Below are 16,880 nucleotides of genomic sequence, written 5' to 3'. Positions count from 1 at the left end.
CATCCCGTACGAGGGGGACCCCTTCCATGCACGCTGATCTCTCGCGCCTCACCCACCGCCCGGAGCGCCACTACTCCGCCGTGATCGCCCAGCAGGGCCGTGTCCAGCTGGATGCCGACGCCAATGAGCAGACCGCGATCCAGCTGTTCCAGGCCCGGACCCTCGCCGCCGATCTGATCGGCGGGCACGGCGGGCCGAGCGGCGCCACCGGCTTCCGGATCGACCTGCGGGGCGGCAGTCGCGAGCTCGACGACCTGGTCATCGGCGGCGGCCGCTACTACGTGGACGGCATCCTGTGCGACGCTACCCGCCCGCAGCCCGGCGTGCCGGTGCCCGCGGCGTCGGGGGCGGGGGCGGCCGAGCAGGACGGCCCGGACGGCGCCGACGACGCGGGCGAGCCGACCGCGGCGCCCGTCACCTGGACGTACTGGGACCAGCCGGACGGTTTCCGCGACCCGGAGCGGCCCGGCGACCGGCTGCCCGCCCAGTTCCCGTACCTCGCCTATCTGAAGGTGTGGGAGCGGTCCGTCACGGCCGCCGAGGACCCGGTGCTGCGCGAGGTGGCGCTGGGCTCGGCCCTGCCGGACACCGCGGCCCGCGCCAAGGTGGTGTGGCAGGTGCTGGCCCTGCCGGGCACCGAACTGGGCCTGGAGGGCGACGACCCGTCGATCGACGAGATCCGGAAGGCGTTCGACGACTGGGCACGGAAGGCGTCCACCCCCGCCTCCCGCCTGGCGGCACGCAGCGAGCGCCCGGACCAGGCGGACGACGACCCGTGCCTGGTCCGCCCGGACGCCCGCTACCGGGGTCCGGAGAACCAGCTCTACCGGGTCGAGGTGCACGACGCGGGCGGTGCGCGGGACGCCACGTTCAAATGGTCCCGGGAGAACGGTTCCGTCACTTTCCCGGTCGATGAACTGGACGGCGCCTGGGCCAAGTTGGCGACACTGGGCAACGACGACAAGCTGGATCTGAACGTCGGGGACCTGGTCGAGTTCGTGGACACCGCCACCGCGAGCCGGGGCGAGGCGCTGCCGCTGCTGCGGGTGGAGGAGCTCGACCTGCCGGGCCGGCGGGTACGCCTCTCGGACGAGCCGGCGCCGGGCGTCGGGCGGCGGCCCGAGCTGCATCCGTATCTGCGCCGCTGGGACCACCGCGAGGGCGGCGCCCGGCAGGCCGGGCGAAGTGGGCGGGGCGGGCGGGGCGGGCGGCTCACGCACGGCGCGCTACCGGTCGAGGAGGGCGGCTGGCTGCCCCTGGAGGACGGCGTCGAGGTCTACTTCGCGGCCGGCGGCACCTACCGGACCGGCGACTTCTGGCTGATCCCGGCCCGTACGGCCACCGGGAGCGTGGAGTGGCCGGCGGACGCGGCGCGCCGCCCGCTGTTGCAGTACCCGGCCGGGGTCGCGGTGCACCACGCGCCGCTGGCCTGGGTGCACGGCGAGCAGGCGATGCCCGATCTGCGGCTGGCGTTCCGGCCGCTGTCGGCGGCCGTCCCGGCGGCCGACGACGCCGCGCTGGAGGCGGAGGCCCGGGCCCGGGACGAGGAGACGTACGACGCCGGGCCGGCGGGTGGGGGAGAGTCCGCGCCGGCGGCGAGCCGCTCACAGACGACCGCCGCGGCCGAAGCCGCGGTCGACGAAGGAGGGCAGGGCTGATGGCCACCCCCCTGACCGCGACCCGGCTCCTGGAAGCGCTGCGCGCGGAGGGCCTGACCGTCCACGAGGTCCGTAGCTGGCGCACGCACAACCGGAATTCCAAGGGCAGCTGGGGCCCGGTGAACGGAGTGATGATCCATCACACCGCGACCGAGGGCACCGACAGCTCCGTGGACCTGTGTTACGACGGCCGCTCCGATCTTCCGGGGCCGCTGTGCCACGGCGTGATCGACAAGCAGGGCGAGGTGCATCTCGTCGGCAACGGCCGGGCCAACCACGCCGGGCTCGGCGACCGCGACGTCCTGGAGGCGGTGGTCGACGAGCGGGAACTGCCGCCCGACAACGCCGCCGACACCGACGGCAACCGCCACTTCTACGGCTTCGAGTGCATCAACCTCGGTGACGGCAAGGATCCGTGGCCGGCGGAACAGCGGCTGGCGATCGAGAAGGTGTCGGCGGCGATCTGCCGGGCGCACGAGTGGAGCGAGCGCTCGGTGATCGGCCACAAGGAGTGGCAGCCGGGGAAGGTCGATCCGCGCGGCTTCACGATGGACGGCCTGCGCGACCGGATCAAGGGACGGCTGGCGAAGGCCCCGGCGGACGTCGAGGGCGACCGCACCGACGGGGACGGCGGCGGCCGGCCGTTGCCGCCGAAGCCGGAGTACCCGCCCTACGAGCCGTTCCCCGGTGGCGGCTTCTTCCGCTCGGGCGAACGCAGCGCGGTGATCGCGGCGATGGGCAAGCGGCTGGCGGACGAGGGCTGCGGCCACTACCGGGGCACGCCCGGCCCGGACTGGAACGAAGCGCACCGCAAGTCGTACGCGGCCTGGCAGCGCAAGCTCGGGTTCTCCGGGAAGGACGCGGACGGGGTGCCGGGCCGGGTCAGCTGGGAGCGGCTGCGGGTGCCCAACTCGTAGCGTCCGCCGCGGGTCCGTCGCGGAACGCCGAAAGCCGGGCGGTTCTCCCCCACAGAGAACCGCCCGGCCGTTCACGGGCGCCGGAGGTGACCGGTGCGATCCGGTGTCGTCCGGCGGGTGGTGAAGTGGCCCGCTCCGTCCGCCTCCGCCGAGGCGGTCGGGGCCGGGCCGCCTACCGGCCGGGGGTTCCGGCCGGAGGGGTTCAGACGCCCTGGACGGGCAGCTTCGGCAGCGCCGGGAGGACCGGGAGCACCGGGAGGGCCGGGATGTTGGCGGCGTCGGTCAGGTCGCCGAGACCGGCGGCCGGGACGGCGGGCACGGCCGGCACGGCGGGAACGGCGGGCACGGCCGGGATGGCGGGAACGGCGGGGACGGCGGGGACGGCGGGGACGGCGGGAACGGTCACCGGGGAGACGCCCTGCGCACCGGCGGCGGCGTCGGTGGCGATGCGCCGTCCGTCGGCCGCGACCACGGTGACCAGGCCCTGCGCGAACGGGGTCGCGTCCGACACGACGCCCTGTGCGAACGGGGTGGCCTGGCTCGTCACACCCTGCACGAGGACCTGCGCACGGGCACCGACGGACACCGTGAACGGGGTGGCCTGCGCGGCCGCGTCGCCGGCGAGCCGACCGGCGCCGCCGACCGTGTTCTGGGCGACCGGGACGACCTTGACGACCACCCGGCGGGCGACGGGCGGCAGCACGTCGGCGGCGGCGTTGTCGACGGTCGGACGGGTGGTGGCCAGCGCGCCCTGAGCCTGCTGCGTCAGCTGCTCGGGACGCACGCCGGCACCGGCGACGGCGGCCAGCAGGTTGCCGGCCGAGCCGGGCACCTTGGGCAGCGCGGGGGCCTTGGGCAGGCCCTTGGTCACGCCGTCGAGGTCGGCGGCGGGGACCCCCGGGGCGGCGGGCAGCGCCGGGACGCCGGACAGGTTCGGGACGGCGGGCAGCGTGACGGCGGGCAGCTGACCGGCCTTGCCGAGGTCGGCAGCCTTCTTGGCGGCCTTCTTGACGGCCTTCTCAGCGGTCTTCGGGGCCTTCTTGACCTCGGCGGCCTTGCGCAGGTCGGCGGTGCCGGCGTCCGGCACACCGGCGCCGCCCACCAGCTTCCGCACGCCGTCGAGCGCGCCGGCCTGCGGCAGCTTGCCGGTGGGCAGCCGGTCGGCGGACACACCGCCGCCGACGACACCGGTCGCCGTGCCGGCTGCCTTCTCGGCCGTCCCGGTGACGGTGCCCGCCGCCTTCTCGGCGGTCCCGGTCACCTTGCCGGCCGGGAGCTGCTTCGCGGCGTCGCTCACCGTGCCGGCGACGGGCAGGTCGCCGGTGGCGGGCAGCTCGGCGGCGTTGGCCGCGACGGAGCCCAGGGCCCACAGACCGGTGGCGGCGGCGGCAACGACGATGGAACGGCGAATGTTCGAGCTCATGGTGAGGAAGTCCTTCGAATTCAGGGGGTGTAAGGGCAGACCTGTCCCGCCCCCGCGCGGCAGGTCGGTGATACAGACGCGGAGCGGTCTGCCCTAGCCGGGGAATTCGAGGATGTCTTCGGCACGCCGACGCGTCGGAGCGCCATCGGCCGTGCGGACGCCACCGGGCAGCAGCCGGAAGCGCGTGGGGTCCGCCGGGGCGGCGGCGTGCAGGCTCCCGCCCCGGGGGTCGTGACCGTCGCCCGCGGTGTGCTGGGCGGGCGCCACGGGGCCCTGCGGGAACTGGCCGGGAAGGCCGTGGTGTCCCTGGTCGCGGTGCTCGTGCAGCGTGGTCCGGGAGTGCTGGACCACCTGCCGCGGGCCGTCGGTGCAGTGCGCCGGGTGCGTCGCCGCGGCGCCGTCGGCCGGGCCGACGGTCCGCGCACCGGTCGGCTGTGCGTGGTGCGGTCGGTTGCCGTGCTCGGGCGTGGTGCCGTTGCCGGGCCGTCCCGACCGCTCCCCGGCGGGGAGGTGCACGGGCAGCGCCTCGCCGACCGCGTCACCGATGTCCCGTACCGCGCCGGACACCGGCGTGGTGATCGGGTCGGTGACCGGAGCGGTCCGCTCGGCGGCGGGCCGTACGGCCCTGGCCACCGTCGCGGAGGCGTCGTGCGTGTGCCGGGTGAGCTCGGCGTCGGCCGCCGAGCCCTGCCGCGCGGCCTCGGCGCGGGATCCGGCCAGCCGGTCCGCGGTGGTCGCCTCGGACGCGGTCCGGGCCGGGGACGACACCCCGGTCAGGGCCTGGGCGTCCGTACGGTCGTCGGCGTGCGCGCCGGTACCGAAGGCGATGCCGAGCGCGACGAACGCCACCAGGAAGAGCCCCGCCAGCAGCGCACGCCGCGCGGCCACCGTGCGCGGCAGGCGCACGGCGGCAGGCGGAACGAGCACAGCGGACAAGGAGGGGACCTTCCCATACGGACGGGGACACCGAGGCGCGCAAAGGCGCGGCCTGGTTGTCACTCTCGTCGCGGGCGATCGAGCGATGGGGCTGATCCTTGCACGACCTGCCAGGTGTCACGCAAGTCCCCGCGGCGCTCCTGTCACCGTTGCTCCGCCATGTCCGGTATGGGCAGCGGACGTTTCTCGATGGCGGCCGCCATCACGTCCGGGAAGAGGTCCGGTGTGCAGGCGAACGCCGGTGCGCCCAGGGCCGCGAGCGCCGCGGCGTGCTCCCGGTCGTAGGCGGGCGCGCCCTCGTCGGAGAGGGCCAGCAGCGTCACGAACTGCACGCCGGCCGCCTTCATCGTGGCGACCCGCTTGAGCATCTCGTCGCGGATACCGCCTTCGTAGAGGTCGCTGATGAGGACGACGACGGTCTCGGCGGGGCGGGTGATGCGGGACTGGCAGTAGGCGAGCGCACGGTTGATGTCCGTGCCGCCGCCGAGCTGGGTCCCGAAGAGGACGTCGACCGGGTCGTCGATCTGGTCCGTCAGATCCACCACCGAGGTGTCGAAGACGACGAGCCGGGTGTCGATGGCCCGCATCGAGGCCAGCACCGCGCCGAACACCGAGGCGTAGACGACCGAGGCGGCCATCGAGCCGGACTGGTCGATGCACAGGACCACCTCCTTCTTGACCGACTGGGCGGCCCGGCCGTAACCGATCAGCCGCTCCGGGACGACCGTGCGGTGCTCGGGGAGGTAGTTCTTGAGGTTGGCCCGGATCGTGCGGTCCCAGTCGATGTCCCGGTGGCGGGGGCGGTTGATCCGCGCCGAGCGGTCCAGCGCCCCGGTCAGGACGGCGCGGGTGCGGGTCGCCAGCCGCTTCTCCAGCTGCTCGACGACCTTCCGGACGACGGCGCGCGCGGTCTCCTTGGTCGTCTCCGGCATGACGCGGTTCAGCGAGAGGAGGGTGCCCACCAGATGCACGTCGGCCTCGACGGCCTCCAGCATCTCCGGCTCCAGCAGCAGGTTGTTCAGGCCGAGCCGGTCGATGGCGTCCCGCTGCATCACCTGCACCACGGAGGAGGGGAAGTACGTGCGGATGTCGCCGAGCCAGCGCGCCACGGAGGGCGCCGAGGCGCCCAGTCCGCCCGAACGGCGACCCGTGTACTCGTCCTTGTCGCTCTGTCCACGGCCGTAGAGCGAGGCGAGTGCCCCGTCCATGGCGGCGTCCCGGCCCCGCAGTTCGCATCCGGTGCCGTCCGCACCGCCGCCCCCGAGCACCAGCCGCCAGCGGCGCAGCCGCTCGGCCTCGGTGCCCGCCGTACCGACCGTGGGCGTATCGGTCGCCGTGGGCGCGTCTCTCGTGGTCACGTCCGTCGTCCCGTCCCTCGTCCCGTCCGTCGTCACCGTGCCCGTCGTCGTACTGGTCATGTCGGCACCCCCGTGAGGTCGTTGTCCGGTCGTCGGGTGGCTCGGCCGGCGGGGCGCGCGGTGTCCCCGAAGGTGTCCGGTCCCGTCCCCAGCAGCAGGCGCAGGGTGGGGAGCACGGCGGCGGCGCGGTCGCGGTCCAGGCCGGGGCCGAACCCGGGGGCCGCGACGTCCGCGGTGCCGCCGGCCGGGTGGCGGGTCGTCCGGGCGGGGCCGCGGCGGACCAGCTCGCCCAGGGTGCGCCGCACCCCGGAGTCGTACTCGGCGAAGGTCCGGCGCAGCAACGGCAGGACGTCCGTGAACGCGGCGTCCGGCACTCCGGTCAGCCAGCCGTCGACGAGCGCGAGCAGCCGTGCGTCGTGGACCAGCAGCATGCCGCCGTCGCCGCCGCCGACAAAGCCCTCGATCCATCCGGCGGCATCGGCGGGCGCGGTGCCCGCCGAGAGGGCGAGGCCCATCAGCCGCTCCGCTCCCCCGTCGTCCAACCGGCCGTCGTCCAGAAGGAGTCGGGTCGCCCGGCCCCGGATCAGCCCGGGCACCGTGTCGCGCCCGCTCACCGCCCGCAGCACCCCGGCCCACCGGGTCCGCAGGTCCGCGGTGCCGTCCTCCGGCCGGGCGTCGCCGTCGTCCGGCCGGCCGAGCAGGCCGACGGCCTGGTGGGTGGCGTCCAGATGGCCGCGCATCTCGGCGGCGCCGTCGGCGTCCAGCCCGGCGCAGGCCGGCGGCAGCCCGACGAAGACCCGCTCGGCCAGACCCAGCGCCACCTCCCGCAGCGTCGCGCCGTCCGTGCCGCGCACATCGCCGTAGCGGACGGACCGGACGAGGGCGGGCAGCGCCTGGGCGAGATGGCCGACGTCCGCGTCCAGCGCCGCGCGGTCCGCGAGGGCCCGCATCACCACGGGCAGGGCGTCGGGGAGTTCGGCGAGCAGGCAGTGCTCGGCGAGCGCCGTCACCTCGGCGAGCGTGCCCGCGCCCACGGCCTCCGACGCCGCCTTGGCCGTGGCCGCCGACACGACGGTGGTGCCCCAGATCCCGGCCTCGGCGACGCGTACGGACAGCTCGGGCTCCCAGCGCAGCAGCCAGGTCTCCCGGAAGGTGCCGGTGCTGCCCCGGGAGCGGGTGGGCTCGCCCCAGGGGATGCCGAGCAGCCTCAGCCGGTGCAGCAGCCTGCTGCGCCCGGCGTCGGTCTCCTTCCGCAGGTCCAGCTCCCTCTCCCGTTCCAGCGCCTCCGGCTTGAGCCGCAACGACCGCTGGCTGCGGGCGAGGTCCCGCTGCAACGGGACCGCCGGGGCGTCCTCGGGCACCTCGCCGAGTACGTCCCCGACCACCAGCCGGTCGTGGATCAGCGAGGACGGGGCGTCGGAGCCGTCCCCCATGACGGCCCGGATCGCGTCATCGGCCTCCGTCAGGCCCGCCAGCGGGCGGCCGCGCACCGTGGCCAGGCCCTCGGCGAGCCGTACCGCCTCGATGACGTGCGCCGACGACACGGCGTAGTCCTCTTCCCGCAGCAGCCCGGCGACCTTGGTCATCCAGCGTTCGATGGGGCGGTCGGGGGAGCTGAAGAGGTGGCCGTACCAGCCGGGCGCGGCGATTCCGGCTCCGTAGCCGCTGCGTCGGGCCAGCCGGCGGTGGGTCCACGGCACCCAGGTGACCGCCGTCCTCGCCTTGGGCAGGCCCTTGAGGAGCCGTCGATCGGCTGCCACGGTGCTGCGGCGGGCCAGCGCGGGGACATGCCAGGCGCCGCACACCACGGCGATGTCGTCGCCGAACTCCCGCCGCGCGGCGTGCAGTCGCAGCCTCATGTGGGCCTCACGCACCGGGTCACGGTCATGTCCGGCGTCGCCGTACACCTCGCGCAGCGCGCCCATCGCCTCGGCCAGCGCCGCGAACGGCGCCAGCGCGTCCGCGCCCGGTCCGCCGGGCCCGCGGTGCTCGACGACGTCCTCCCACCAGCGCTCGGGGTCGTCGTAACCGGCGGTCTCGGCGAGCACGCCGATGGGGTCCACCCGGACGTCGGCGGCATCGACCGGTGGCCCGTCGGCGCCCTCCGCCGCTGCGGTCCCCCTGGCCTCCCCGGCCTTCGCCGCCCGCTCGGCCTCTTCGGCCGCCCGGGCCTTCTCCTCGGCGCGGGCTTCGTCCGCCGCCGCCATGGCCAGGGAGTGCGCAGCGGGCAGATCGATGAAGCGGACCGGGACGTCGTGTTCCAGTGCCCAGCGCAGCGCCACCCACTCGGGGGAGAACTCGGCCAGCGGCCAGAACGCCGCGCGACCGGGGTCGTCCTGGACATGGGCGAGCAGCGCGACCGGCGGTCGCATGTCCTTGCGCAGGGCCAGCGGCACCAGCTCGTCCGCCTCGGGCGGGCCCTCGATCAGCACGGCCCGGGGCGCGGACTGTTCCAGGGCCGCGCGCACCGCCCGCGCGGAGCCGGGGCCGTGGTGCCGGACCCCGAGGAGCACCGGCCCCGCCCCGCTCCCGGAGGTCATGCGCTCACCTCGCGGCAGGCGCGGTAGAAGTCCTTCCAGCCGTCGCGCTCGCGCACCACGGCCTCCAGGTACTCCTGCCATACGACGCGGTCCGCGGCCGGATCGCGGACGACCGCGCCCAGGATGCCCGCAGCCACGTCCCCGGGGCGCAGCACTCCGTCCCCGAAGTGGGTCGCCAGGGCGATCCCGTTGGTCACCACGGAGATGGCCTCGGCCGTGGAGAGCGTGCCGGAGGGCGACTTGACCTTTGTGCGGCCGTCGGCCGTGATGCCGTCGCGGAGTTCACGGAAGACGGTGACGACACGGCGGATCTCGTCCATGCCCTCCGGCCCGGCCGGCAGGTCCAGCGAACGCCCTATCTGCTCGACGCGTCGCGAGACGATGTCGACCTCCTGGTCCGGCGTCGCGGGCAGCGGCAGCACCACGGTGTTGAAGCGGCGGCGCAGGGCGCTGGAGAGGTCGTTGACACCGCGGTCCCGGTCGTTGGCGGTGGCGATCAGGTTGAAGCCGCGGACGGCCTGCACCTCCTGCCCCAACTCCGGGATGGGCAGCGTCTTTTCCGACAGGACGGTGATGAGGGTGTCCTGGACGTCGGCCGGGATACGGGTCAGCTCCTCGACCCGCGCGGTCATGCCCTGCGCCATCGCCCGCATGACGGGGCTGGGCACCAGGGCCTCGCGGCTGGGGCCGTTGGCCAGCAGCTGGGCGTAGTTCCAGCCGTAGCGGATGGCCTCTTCGGGGGTGCCGGCGGTGCCCTGCACCAGCAGGGTGGAGTCGCCGCTGACGGCGGCCGCCAGATGCTCGGAGACCCAGGTCTTGGCCGTGCCGGGCACACCGAGCAGCAGCAGCGCCCGGTCCGTGGCGAGCGTGGTCACCGCGACCTCGACGATCCGCCGCGGGCCGACGTACTTGGGCGTGATGACCGTGCCGTTGGCGAGTGTGCCGCCGAGCAGATAGGTGGCGACCGCCCACGGCGAGAGCCGCCAGCGCTCCGGCCGCGGCCGGTCGTCGGCCGCGGCGAGCGCCCGCAGTTCGTGCGCGAAGGTGTCCTCCGCGTGCGGCCGCAACGCCTCGTCGTGCGCTGTCTGGGTGTGGTTCTCGGACATGGCTCCCCCTCGTCGCGAATGGACGTCGCAAGGTGTGCGGACCGCACCGCGAAACGCGTCGGCCGCTTGCTGGGAACAACCCTGCACCACCCCACTGACAACGCCTCAAAAACCGACCCTGACCTGGCATTTCTCCATGCACAACGGTCGTTGTCAGTGGCGGCCCGTAGCGTCGGGGACATGAATCCGCAGGGGGAACGCTGGACGACGGATCAGGTGCTCGCGCTGGCGCCTGACGATGCCTCACGCAAGGCCGGCGGCAAGCTCGCCGCGCCCGGCCCGTGGTCGGAGTCGGGCACGGACGGGGGCGCGGTCTGGGGCCTGTGCAAGGGCAGCGGCAAGAAGCCCTACCAAGCCGTCATCGACACCGAGAGCCCCGCCTTCAAGTGCAGTTGCCCGAGCCGCAAGTTCCCGTGCAAGCACGCACTGGGACTGCTGCTGCTCTGGGCGGGCGAGGGGGAGGCCGGGAGCGGCGCCGGCACGGTGGCGGCCGGGGAGCCGCCGCCGTGGGCGGACGAGTGGCTGGCGGGCCGCCGGCAGAAGGCCGCCCGGGTCGCGGGCGCACCGTCCGGCGAGGGCGCCGCTTCGCGCGCGCCGGCCGACCCGGCGGCCGCCGCCCGGCGCGCGGAGCGCCGCCTGCAGCGGATCGGTGCCGGCGCCACGGAGCTGGAGCAGCGCCTGGAGGACCTGCTGCGTACGGGCCTGGCCGCGGCCGAGGGCACCGGATACGGCCACTGGGACGAAACCGCCGCGCGCATGGTCGACGCCCAGGCTCCCGGGCTCGCCTCCCGGGTACGGGAGTTGGGGTCGGTGGTCGGTTCCGGGGCGGACTGGCCGGCCCGCCTGCTGGCGGAGTGCGCGCTGCTCCACCTCCTCGACCAGGGCTTCCTGGGCCTGGAGCGGCTGCCGGGCCCGCTCGCCGCGACGGTGCGCTCACGCGTCGGGCTGACGACGGAGGCTGCCGACCTGCTGGCCGGGCCCGACGCCACGACGGTCCGGGACCGCTGGCTGGTGCTCGCCCAGCAGGACACCGAGGACGGCAAGCTGACCAGCCGCCGGATCTTCCTGCGGGGCGAGCGGACGGGCCGGATGGCGTTGCATCTCTCCTTCGGCGGCGCGGGGCGCCTCCTGGAGCCGGCCCTGCCACCCGGCCTGGTTCTCGACGCGGACCTGGCCTACTACCCGGGCGCCCGGCCGCTGCGCGCGGCCCTGGGCGAGCGGCACACCCCGGCGGTTCCCGGCCCGGTGCCGCCGGGCTGCGGCATCGACGCCGCCCTGGCCGCGTACGGCGACGCGCTGCGCGACGACCCCTGGCTGGACTCCTGGCCGGTGGTGCTCGCCGATGTCACCCCCGTCCCGCCGGGGGCCGGCGTGGGCTGGCAACTCGCCGACGCCGACGGGGAGCCGGCGCTCCCCCTCGATCCCCGGTGTCTGGGCCGTACGGGCCTGTGGCAGCTGGCGGCCATATCGGGCGGCGCGCCGGTCACGGTCTTCGGCGAGTGCGGTCACCGCGGCTTCCTGCCGCTGACCGCCTGGGACCCCGCGCCGGTGTCCCTGTGACCGCCGGGCCGGCCGCGCCGCCGACCTCCCCCGTATCCCGCCGCCCGACCTCTGGAGAGACCCCATGACGAGCACCCCGCCGACGACGCAGGCCCCCGCCGCCTGGGAAGACCTGGTGAGCGCCGCCCTGCTCGGCACGGAGCGGCGCACGCCCCCGGTGGCGCCGTCGGCCGGGCGGAGCCCGGCGGCCGCGCTGCTGGACGCGGCTGCCGTGAGCACGGTCCGCCGCCGCGCCGCGCTGCGCCCCGCCCTGGCCGGCGAGCGGCCCGCCGTGGCCGCTGCCGACCCGCGGCCCGCGCTGCCGGCCGCCGCGCGGCGCCGGCTGTCCCTGCTGCTCGCGGACCGCGGCGACACCGGCGGCGGCCGTCGCGGCACCGCCCCCGATCTCACGGAGCTGCTGCCCCAGTGGCTCACCGCCGCGCAGGAGCACGGCTATCGCGCCCCGGGGGCACTGCTGCCCGCGCTGCTGGACGCCGCCCGCGCCCGTACGGACCTGCGGCCCGCCGCGCTCGCCCTGGCGGGTCCGCGCGCCCTGTGGCTGGCCCGGCTCAACGACGACTGGAAGTTCGCCCTCCGGGGCACCGGCGGGCCCGCGGCCGTGCCCGGCCCCGATGACCCCGAGGGCGTGCGGCGCCTGTGGGAGGAGGGCCTGTTCGCGGAGCGGGTCACCCTACTCACCGGACTGCGCCGCCGGGACCCGGCCGCCGGTCTCGCGCTCCTGGGCACCACCTGGGCCACGGAGCGCGCCGAGGACCGGCTGATGTTCCTCGACGCGCTGCGCGAGGGCCTCTCCGCGGCCGACGAACCCTTCCTCGAAGAGGCGCTGTCCGACCGCAGCCGCAATGTCCGCGCCACGGCCGCCGTGCTGCTCTCCGCGCTGCCCGGCTCGGCGCTCGCCGCCCGGATGGCGGCGCGCGCCCGCGCCCACCTCGGCCTGGACCGCACCGGTGGACCGGTGATCACCGTCGCGGCGCCGCAGGAGTGCGATGCGGGGATGCTGCGGGACGGCGTGGTGCTCAAGCCGCCGTCCGGGCGGGGCCAGGGGGCCTGGTGGCTGAGCCAGTTGCTGGAGGCGGCGCCGCTGAAGAGCTGGCGCGCGGAGTTCGGCGCCCGCACCCCGGCGGAGATCGTGGCCCTGCCGGTGGCCGACAACTGGCGGTCGGAGCTGCACGATGCCTGGTGCCGGGCCGCCGTGCGCCAGCGGGACGCCGACTGGGCGCGGGCGCTGCTGGGCGCGCCCGCCGCACCGGCCCAGGCCACCGAGGTGGCCTCCGCCGGTTCGTCGCGGGATCCGGCCAGACTGCTGACCGTGCTCCCCGGGGACGAACGCGCCGCCTGGGTGGCGGAGTTCATCGCCGCGCACGGCCTCTCCGACGCCTTCCGGATGCTCGGCGTCTGCGCCGTTCCCTGGTCCGGGCCGCTGGGCCGCGCGGTCGTCGACGCTCTCGACATCGCCCGGGACGCGGGCAGTTACCCCTGGAGCTTCAGCGGGGTGATGGGCCTGGCGGAGCGCTGTCTCGACCCGGCCGCCGCAGATCGCCTGGACATGCTCACCGCCGTCGCGGACGAGCCGGAGGGCGCCTCCCCGGGCTCCGGCGGTTACTGGTCCGAAGCCTTCCAGCGCCTGGTCGGCACGCTGCGCCTGCGCGCCGTCATGCATGCCGAACTCACCGGGCCCGACCCGGACGCCCGGGGCGGCGCGACCGCCCCCGCCCCGTCATGACAGCGGCACGGGGCCCGCACCACCCCGCGGGCCCCGTATGCCGTCCGCTCGTCGCCGGTTCAGGCCGCCGAGGGCCGGACGTTCGCGTTCACCCACTCCACGATGGAGGCGGTGGTGGCCCCCGGGGTGAAGATCTCCGCGACGCCCTGCGCCTTGAGCGGGGCGATGTCGGCCTCCGGGATGATGCCGCCGCCGAAGACCTTGATGTCCGCGGCGTCGCGCTCCTCCAGCAGGGCGATCACCTTCGCGAACAGCGTGTTGTGCGCGCCGGAGAGGATCGACAGCCCGATCGCGTCGGCGTCCTCCTGGATGGCGGTGCCGACGATCTGCTCCGGGGTCTGGTGCAGGCCGGTGTAGATGACCTCCATGCCGGCGTCGCGCAGCGCCCGCGCGATCACCTTGGCGCCCCGGTCGTGACCGTCCAGCCCCGGCTTGGCCACCACGACCCGGATCGGCCCCGACCGGCCCACGGTGCCCTGGCTCTCCGCTTGCGCTCCGTCCTGCCGAGCCACACTCATCACTGCCTCCAAGCCAAGTACGGCACTCGCCGGACGGTGCCGTCGAGCCGACAATCGATCGCGCGGCCACGATCGGCGGCCACGAGCGTGAACGAACGTTATCCCCAGCATCCCGTACCCAGCCGTTTCGTGACATCCGGCGAGGGGGAAATCACACAAGGGACACGTTCACCACACGCCGCGTCCCGCGTGTCGCACAGAGCCACGGGACGGCGGAGTGCAGCCGCGGACGGGCGCTCCAGTAGCCGCAGCCGGGCCACCGCGCCGTTTGGCGCGCCTCCCGTATGCCCTTCGGGAGGTCGACCATGCAGACCCCCACCCGTCACTCCAACCTGCCCCTCCTCCTCCGCAGCGCCGTCGTGGACCTGGCGGTCCTCGCCGGCCATCTCCTCCTCTACCCCACCGGCATCTCCCAGGAACAGCCCGTCCAGCCCCCCGCCACCGCCGAGGGCGCCCCGCCCCTGCTGCCGACCGAGGGCCGCACCCACCCGCCCGTCGTACTGCTCCACGGCTTCGTCGACAACCGCTCGGTGTTCGTGCTGCTGCGCCGCACACTGCACCGGCACGGCTGGCGCCATCTCGAGGCACTCAACCACTCCCCGCTGACCTGCGATCTGCGCAAGGCCGCCGAGCTGCTCGGCCGCCATGTGGAAGGCGTGTGCGCCCGGACCGGCCACCGCCGGGTGGACATCGTGGGCCACAGCCTCGGCGGACTGATCGCTCGCTATTACGTCCAGCGGCTGGGCGGCGACGCCCGCGTGCGCACGGTCATCACGCTCGGCACCCCGCACTCCGGCACCCGCGTCGCACCCCTGATGTCGGCGCATCCGCTCGTCCGGCAACTGCGGCCGGATTCTCCGGTGATAGCGGAGTTGGCGCTGCCTGCGCCGAATTGCCGGACGCGGTTCGTCGCTTTCTGGAGCGACGCCGATCAGATCATGGTGCCGGCCCGGACGGCCCGAATCGATCACCCGGATTTGATCGCGTACAACGTGCATGTCGCCGGTGTCGGACATCTCGCGCTACCGGTCAACGGCACCGTAGCGGCCGGAATACGTGAGGCATTGACGGCGGGGTGGTGCGCAGAGGGCACAGAAAACGTCATTTCGGTGGCCTGAATGCATCGCACACCTCGCCGCAACGGCGCCCGATTGCGATCCGATCTTGAAGTTTCTTCGAACAAACTTCGAACGAGGCGCCAAGAACGTGCATGTGGGCTCCCGAAAGGCGGCCAAATGCCCGGTCTCGCCGAGTCGGAAACCTGTGGAAGATTGTCGCCGTCACGTACCGCCGGGTACAGTCGCCGCTAATTCTCCTGCTGCCGAGGCGAAAGAGAAGTTGGTGAACAACCGTCACCCATCGGGCTACCCGGCCTATGACTCTTACGGGCAGCAGCACTCCGCGTCCGGCTACGGCGAGTACGGCGACGGCGACCCCCTTTTCGGCTCGCTCCCGGGCTCGTACGAAACGGGCCAGTACGACGCCGGCGGCTACGGCAGCGGCAGCGGCAGCTACGACACCGGCGCCTACGACGCGCACTCCTACGACCCGAACACCTACGGCACCGGCGGCTACGACACCGGCGGGCCGCACGGCGACGGGTACGGCACACCCACCTACGGCACCGGCACCTGGGAGACGGGCGCCTACGACGGCGCCGGATACGGCACCGCAGGTTACGCAACCACGGGCACCTACAGCGCAGATGGCCAAGCGGCCGGCGGGTACGACGCCGTCGCGTACGCCACCGGTACGTACGAGTCCGGCGCCTATGAGACCGGCGCTCACGAAACCGGTGCTTACGAAACCGGCACGTACGAGGGCTACGACCCCTACGCCCACACCGCATACGGGCACGCCGGCCACGATCCGTACCCGCAGCAGCACCAGGAGCAGGAGCAGTACCAGGAGCAGTACCAGGAGTACGCGCAGTACGAGCCGTACGGGGCGGAAGCTCCGGTGGCACACGATGCCGAGGCTTTCGGTGGCGGGCACGTCACCGACGGCCATGAGGCCACCGCGATCTGGAGCACCACGGACCAGGGTCTGATCGCCGGGATCCCCGCCCAGGCCGGCCCGTCGTCGTACGAGACCACCGAGTTCGACGCCTCGGAGTTCCGGACCGAGGAGTTCCGGGCCGAGGAGGTCCGCGCCGCCGGCCCCGAGGCCGCCGCCTCCGAGACCGCCGAGTTCGGGGCCGTCGGTTTCGAGGCCGATGCCCCGGTCGGGCCGGAGGTCACCGACGAAGCCGCCGCGGTCGCCGACGCGATGACGCAGGCCATGCCGGTCACCGCCCCGGCACCGTCCCCGCGGCGGGTCGCCGGCCCGGCGCCGGGGAAGCCCGTCCGCGGTCGGGGCCGCCGCCGTACGGCCAAGCGCTCGGCGCTGCTGACCGTCGCGGTCCCCTCGGTGGCCGTCATGGGGGTGTGCGCGGCCGCGGCCGCCTCCGTCACCGGGTTCGTCGGGGACGACAAGAACGACGAAGCGACCGCCAAGGCCGCCGCGGACACCGGGTCGGTCAAGGCGGCCACCGCCAACAAGAAGCTCGATACCCAGCTGGCCGGACTCAGCGCCGACGCGCGGGACTTCGGCGACCGGGCGAACCGCACCCAGGAGCGCATCGACCTCAAGGAGCGCCAGGCCCTGGAGAAGAAGCGCGCCGCGGCGGAGGCGGCCCGCAAGGAGGCCCTGCGGCCGAAGTTCGTGCTGCCGGTCACCCAGCACGGCCTGAGCGCACTCTTCGGGCAGGCGGGCGTGAACTGGATGTCCGTCCACACCGGCATCGACTTCCCGGTCAGTTACGGCACGCCCGTCATGGCCGCCACCGACGGCACCGTGCGTACCCAGTGGAACTCCGCCTACGGCAACATGGCGATCGTGACCGCGCCCGACGGCACCGAGACCTGGTACTGCCACCTCAGCAGCACCAAGATCCGCTCCGGGTCGGTCAAGGCCGGTGACCAGATCGCCTATTCGGGCAACTCGGGCAACTCCACGGGCCCGCATCTGCACTTCGAGGTACGGCCCGGCGGGGACGCCGCGATAAATCCGCTTCCGTGGCTGCGCAGCCACGGCCTCGACCCGGACTGAGCGCCCGCGCCGCTCGCACCCCTCCCGGACCCACGCCCCCTCCCGGACCCA

At 74.6% G+C, this 16,880-nt stretch carries 12 protein-coding genes; 6 read left to right on the top strand and 6 right to left on the bottom strand.

Annotated features, from left to right (window positions below; translation table 11 throughout):
• The first annotated feature begins 26 nt into the window (after nt 1-26).
• Both ACGFML_RS01455 and ACGFML_RS01450 read left to right on the top strand, forming a co-directional pair.
• Nucleotides 27-1,658, top strand: a complete 1,632-nt coding sequence (locus ACGFML_RS01455; protein ID WP_393538739.1) for a DUF6519 domain-containing protein — start codon at nt 27-29, stop codon at nt 1,656-1,658.
• On the top strand, nt 1,658-2,575 hold the full coding sequence (locus ACGFML_RS01450; protein WP_393538737.1) for a peptidoglycan-binding protein: 918 nt from the start codon (nt 1,658-1,660) through the stop codon (nt 2,573-2,575). The genes ACGFML_RS01455 and ACGFML_RS01450 overlap by 1 nt, the downstream gene beginning before the upstream one ends.
• Before the next feature lie 202 nt (nt 2,576-2,777).
• Here the strand turns inward: ACGFML_RS01450 and ACGFML_RS01445 are convergent, their stop codons facing one another.
• From ACGFML_RS01445 to ACGFML_RS01425, 5 genes are all read right to left on the bottom strand, one after another.
• Nucleotides 2,778-3,998, bottom strand: coding sequence for a hypothetical protein (locus tag ACGFML_RS01445; RefSeq protein ID WP_393538735.1), 1,221 nt, complete (start codon nt 3,996-3,998; stop codon nt 2,778-2,780).
• Nucleotides 3,999-4,091: 93 nt separating this feature from the next.
• Entirely contained in the window at nt 4,092-4,934 is an 843-nt protein-coding gene (locus ACGFML_RS01440) for a hypothetical protein (protein ID WP_393538733.1), read from the bottom strand.
• 143 nt (nt 4,935-5,077) lie between these two features.
• Nucleotides 5,078-6,352, bottom strand: a complete 1,275-nt coding sequence (locus tag ACGFML_RS01435) for a VWA domain-containing protein (protein WP_393538731.1) — start codon at nt 6,350-6,352, stop codon at nt 5,078-5,080.
• Complete coding sequence (locus tag ACGFML_RS01430) at nt 6,349-8,832, bottom strand: DUF5682 family protein (protein WP_393538729.1); 2,484 nt, start codon at nt 8,830-8,832, stop codon at nt 6,349-6,351. Before ACGFML_RS01430 ends, ACGFML_RS01435 begins: the two co-directional genes overlap by 4 nt.
• Nucleotides 8,829-9,938, bottom strand: coding sequence for an AAA family ATPase (locus tag ACGFML_RS01425; protein WP_393538727.1), 1,110 nt, complete (start codon nt 9,936-9,938; stop codon nt 8,829-8,831). Before ACGFML_RS01425 ends, ACGFML_RS01430 begins: the two co-directional genes overlap by 4 nt.
• A gap of 180 nt (nt 9,939-10,118) precedes the next feature.
• Here ACGFML_RS01425 and ACGFML_RS01420 point away from each other — a divergent pair, with 180 nt between their 5' ends.
• Together ACGFML_RS01420 and ACGFML_RS01415 are read left to right on the top strand one after the other, a co-directional pair.
• Complete coding sequence (locus tag ACGFML_RS01420; RefSeq protein WP_393538725.1) at nt 10,119-11,498, top strand: SWIM zinc finger family protein; 1,380 nt, start codon at nt 10,119-10,121, stop codon at nt 11,496-11,498.
• A 64-nt stretch (nt 11,499-11,562) separates the two neighbouring features.
• Nucleotides 11,563-13,221, top strand: coding sequence for a DUF5691 domain-containing protein (locus ACGFML_RS01415; protein ID WP_393538723.1), 1,659 nt, complete (start codon nt 11,563-11,565; stop codon nt 13,219-13,221).
• A 59-nt stretch (nt 13,222-13,280) separates the two neighbouring features.
• Here the strand turns inward: ACGFML_RS01415 and ACGFML_RS01410 are convergent, their stop codons facing one another.
• On the bottom strand, nt 13,281-13,691 hold the full coding sequence (locus tag ACGFML_RS01410; RefSeq protein ID WP_393540351.1) for a cobalamin B12-binding domain-containing protein: 411 nt from the start codon (nt 13,689-13,691) through the stop codon (nt 13,281-13,283).
• A gap of 353 nt (nt 13,692-14,044) precedes the next feature.
• Between ACGFML_RS01410 and ACGFML_RS01405 the strand changes: the two genes are divergently transcribed.
• Together ACGFML_RS01405 and ACGFML_RS01400 are read left to right on the top strand one after the other, a co-directional pair.
• Nucleotides 14,045-14,857 (top strand): esterase/lipase family protein, encoded by an 813-nt coding sequence (locus ACGFML_RS01405; protein ID WP_393538722.1) that lies wholly within the window; start codon nt 14,045-14,047, stop codon nt 14,855-14,857.
• Nucleotides 14,858-15,080: 223 nt separating this feature from the next.
• Nucleotides 15,081-16,829, top strand: a complete 1,749-nt coding sequence (locus ACGFML_RS01400; RefSeq protein ID WP_393538720.1) for a peptidoglycan DD-metalloendopeptidase family protein — start codon at nt 15,081-15,083, stop codon at nt 16,827-16,829.
• The last annotated feature ends 51 nt before the right edge of the window (nt 16,830-16,880 follow it).

The organism is Streptomyces sp. NPDC048650, from assembly GCF_043199095.1.
Classification (GTDB): Bacteria; Actinomycetota; Actinomycetes; order Streptomycetales; family Streptomycetaceae; genus Streptomyces.
This window is presented reverse-complemented; position numbering and strand designations above follow the sequence as displayed.

What these genes read in the sequence shown, in the direction of transcription:
- ACGFML_RS01420 (WP_393538725.1), top strand. Translation starts at nt 10,119, where the DNA reads ATGAATCCGCAGGGGGAACGCTGGACGACGGATCAGGTGCTCGCGCTG.
- ACGFML_RS01425 (WP_393538727.1), bottom strand. Translation starts at nt 9,938, where the DNA reads ATGTCCGAGAACCACACCCAGACAGCGCACGACGAGGCGTTGCGGCCG.
- ACGFML_RS01445 (WP_393538735.1), bottom strand. Translation starts at nt 3,998, where the DNA reads ATGAGCTCGAACATTCGCCGTTCCATCGTCGTTGCCGCCGCCGCCACC.
- ACGFML_RS01415 (WP_393538723.1), top strand. Translation starts at nt 11,563, where the DNA reads ATGACGAGCACCCCGCCGACGACGCAGGCCCCCGCCGCCTGGGAAGAC.
- ACGFML_RS01430 (WP_393538729.1), bottom strand. Translation starts at nt 8,832, where the DNA reads ATGACCTCCGGGAGCGGGGCGGGGCCGGTGCTCCTCGGGGTCCGGCAC.
- ACGFML_RS01455 (WP_393538739.1), top strand. Translation starts at nt 27, where the DNA reads ATGCACGCTGATCTCTCGCGCCTCACCCACCGCCCGGAGCGCCACTAC.
- ACGFML_RS01435 (WP_393538731.1), bottom strand. Translation starts at nt 6,352, where the DNA reads ATGACCAGTACGACGACGGGCACGGTGACGACGGACGGGACGAGGGAC.
- ACGFML_RS01450 (WP_393538737.1), top strand. Translation starts at nt 1,658, where the DNA reads ATGGCCACCCCCCTGACCGCGACCCGGCTCCTGGAAGCGCTGCGCGCG.
- ACGFML_RS01405 (WP_393538722.1), top strand. Translation starts at nt 14,045, where the DNA reads ATGCAGACCCCCACCCGTCACTCCAACCTGCCCCTCCTCCTCCGCAGC.